At 68.3% G+C, this 2,763-nt stretch carries 3 protein-coding genes; all 3 read right to left on the bottom strand.

What is annotated here, in order from left to right; translation table 11 throughout:
- Positions 1-169: 169 nt before the first annotated feature.
- Positions 170-1,432 (bottom strand): Ig-like domain-containing protein, encoded by a 1,263-nt coding sequence (locus ABZ923_RS41115; protein ID WP_361483513.1) that lies wholly within the window; start codon positions 1,430-1,432, stop codon positions 170-172.
- Between the two features lie 159 nt (positions 1,433-1,591).
- The gene (locus ABZ923_RS41110) at positions 1,592-1,990 is read right to left on the bottom strand and encodes a cytochrome c oxidase subunit 4 (protein ID WP_031166647.1); all 399 of its coding nucleotides are present in this window, start codon (positions 1,988-1,990) and stop codon (positions 1,592-1,594) included.
- On the bottom strand, positions 1,987-2,763 hold a 777-nt coding region (locus ABZ923_RS41105; RefSeq protein WP_361483510.1), incomplete at its 5' end, for a cbb3-type cytochrome c oxidase subunit I. The genes ABZ923_RS41105 and ABZ923_RS41110, both read right to left, overlap by 4 nt.

Raw genomic sequence — 2,763 nt, 5'->3', positions numbered from 1 at the left:
TGTGGTGGGGGGGCCCCTCGGCCCGCCCCCCACCGCCCCGCCGGCCCCCCCCGCGGGGGGGCGGGAGGGACTTTGCGGACACGACCTAGGGGGCAGGGGCGCGGGGATCGTGCGCGAGGGCGGCCCCGTGGTCTGCGCCCGCGCCGTTCCCGGCGCCCCTTCTGATCGCTCACAGGGCCGCTGGCTGGATCCTCAGGGCGTCCGACGGCGCCGGGCCGTCCGGTTTGCCGTTGAAGAGGGCGCTGCCCTGGCGCCACTTCTGCCAGTCGACGTTCCAGTCGCCGAAGCCGTTGCCGAAGGGCTCCATGTCGTCGCCGTTGGAGTTGACGACCTTGACGATGTCGCCCTCGCGGACGGTGTCGAAGAACCACTCGGCGTTGGACGTGCTCATCCCGGTGCAGCCGTGGCTGACGTTGGCGTAGCCCTGGGAGCCCACGGACCACGGGGCGGCGTGCACGTACTCGCCCGACCAGGTGACCCGGGTGGCGTAGTAGACCGGCAGGTCGTAGGAGTCGGCGCTGCCCTCGGCGATGCCGACCGTGGTGCCGCGCATCCGTACGAAGTACTGCTTGGCCAGGACCACCTTGACGCCGTTGCGGGTCTCGAAGCCGGGCTTGCCCGTCGTGACGGGGATCTGGTTGATCTCCTGGCCGTTCCGGTAGACGGTCATCTGGTGCGAGGCGGCGTCCGTGACGGCCTCGATCCGGTCCCCTGTGGTGATCTTCACGGGCTTCGCCTTCCCGCCCCACAGCCGGTCGCCGATCCTGACGCCCTCCAAGTTGCTGTGGACCTGGATGGTGGCGTGGACGGGCCAGTAGTCCTTGGGGCGGTAGTGGAGCTCCTTGTTGTCCACCCAGTGCCAGGCGCCCTGCACGGCCGGCGTGGAGTCCACCCGCAGGGCGCGTTCCACGACGGCGCGCTGCGCCTTGTCCTTGATCTCGTGGTCGAGTTGGGCCGTGATCGGCTGTCCGACGCCGAACGTGCCCTTCTCCGGCCCGAACGTGACGTTCAGGCGCTGCTTGCTGGTGGGCTTGCTGGTGTCGAACGTCAGGACCTTGCGGCCGGGTGCGCCGTCGTCGTCCTCGGTGCTCACCGTGACCGTGTAGTGGGCGTTGGCGGCCAGCGGGGAGGTGCTGTGCCAGCGGCTGCCGTCCGCGGCCAGTTCGCCCGCCACGTAGCGCCCCGTGGAGTCCTGGGCGGTGACGTCCGTGATGCGGCCGTCACCGCTGTTGGCGGTGACCTCCAGGGGCTTGTCCGGGTCGGCCCGCTTCCCCGCTTCGGTGGGGCCGTTGAAGGAGATCAGGCCCGCTGCGTCGTACGGCCTGGCCGACAGGGGGTTGCCGTCCGAACCGCAAGCGGTGACGCCCGCGCCGAGGGCGGTCACCAGCAGGATGCAGCTGACGACGGTGCGGGTCCGCGGAGTGTGGTTCATACGATCACGCTATGAGCTGAAGACCGTACCGGCGCGGCAGGTAACTCGTACGAGCGAACGACACTGCGGCAAAGGAAGGACACGCCGGGACCGCCGGAAAAGCCGGGAGCCCGGACCCTCCTGGGGGAAGGTCCGGGCTCCCGGTGCGTTGCGCGCGTACTACTGGGTGCGGTTCTCACCGTGGTAGTACTCGAACACCCAGCCGAACAGGCCGATCACGATGAACGGCGCGGAGAAGTAGATCAGCCACCAGCCGACCGCGATGCTGAGGAAGGCGATCGCGCCGCCGAAGCCCAGCATGAGCGGCTGCCAGCTGTGCGGGCTGAAGAAGCCCAGCTCACCCGCGTCGTCCGCGACGTCCGCCTCCTTGTCGTCCTGGGCGCCCGCGTCGACCCGCCGGGCGGTGAAGCCCAGGTAGAAGCCGATCATGACGCTCAGGCCGAAGGCCAGGAAGAGCGCGGTGGTTCCGGCCGGCTCCTTCGACCACACGCCATACACGATGGCCATGATCAGGATGAAGACGCTCAGCCAGATGAACATCCGACCCTGGATCTTCACTTGCCGGCCTCCTTGCTGCCCGCGACGGCGGTGCCATGACCGGCGTGCTCGAGCTGCTCGAGCGCGGCGATCTCAGGGTGGTGCAGGTCGAACGCCGGGGATTCGCTGCGGATCCGCGGCAGGGTGAGGAAGTTGTGCCGCGGCGGCGGGCAGGAGGTCGCCCACTCCAGCGAACGGCCGTAGCCCCACGGGTCGTCCACGCCGACCGGCTTGCCGTACTTGGCCGTCTTCCACACGTTGTAGAGGAACGGCAGGATCGACAGGCCCAGCAGGAACGAGCTGATCGTCGAGATCGTGTTCAGGGCCGTGAAGCCGTCGGCCGCCAGGTAGTCGGCGTACCGGCGCGGCATGCCCTCGGCGCCCAGCCAGTGCTGGACCAGGAAGGTGCCGTGGAAACCGACGAACAGCGTCCAGAAGGTGATCTTGCCGAGGCGCTCGTCCAGCATCTTGCCGGTCATCTTCGGCCACCAGAAGTGGAAACCGGCGAACATCGCGAAGACGACCGTACCGAACACCACGTAGTGGAAGTGGGCCACCACGAAGTACGAGTCCGAGACGTGGAAGTCCATCGGCGGCGAGGCCAGGATGACACCGGTGAGACCACCGAAGGTGAAGGTGATCAGGAAGCCGACGGCCCAGAGCATCGGCGTCTCGAAGGACAGCGAGCCCTTCCACATCGTGCCGATCCAGTTGAAGAACTTCACGCCGGTCGGGACGGCGATCAGGAACGTCATGAAGGAGAAGAACGGCAGCAGCACACCGCCGGTGACGTA

The organism is Streptomyces sp. NPDC046881, assembly GCF_040645015.1.
Lineage (GTDB): Bacteria > Actinomycetota > Actinomycetes > Streptomycetales > Streptomycetaceae > Streptomyces.
Note: the sequence above shows the minus strand (reverse complement) of the source record. Positions and strands in the feature narration are given on the sequence as shown.

What these genes read in the sequence shown, in the direction of transcription:
- ABZ923_RS41115 (WP_361483513.1), bottom strand. Translation starts at nt 1,432, where the DNA reads ATGAACCACACTCCGCGGACCCGCACCGTCGTCAGCTGCATCCTGCTG.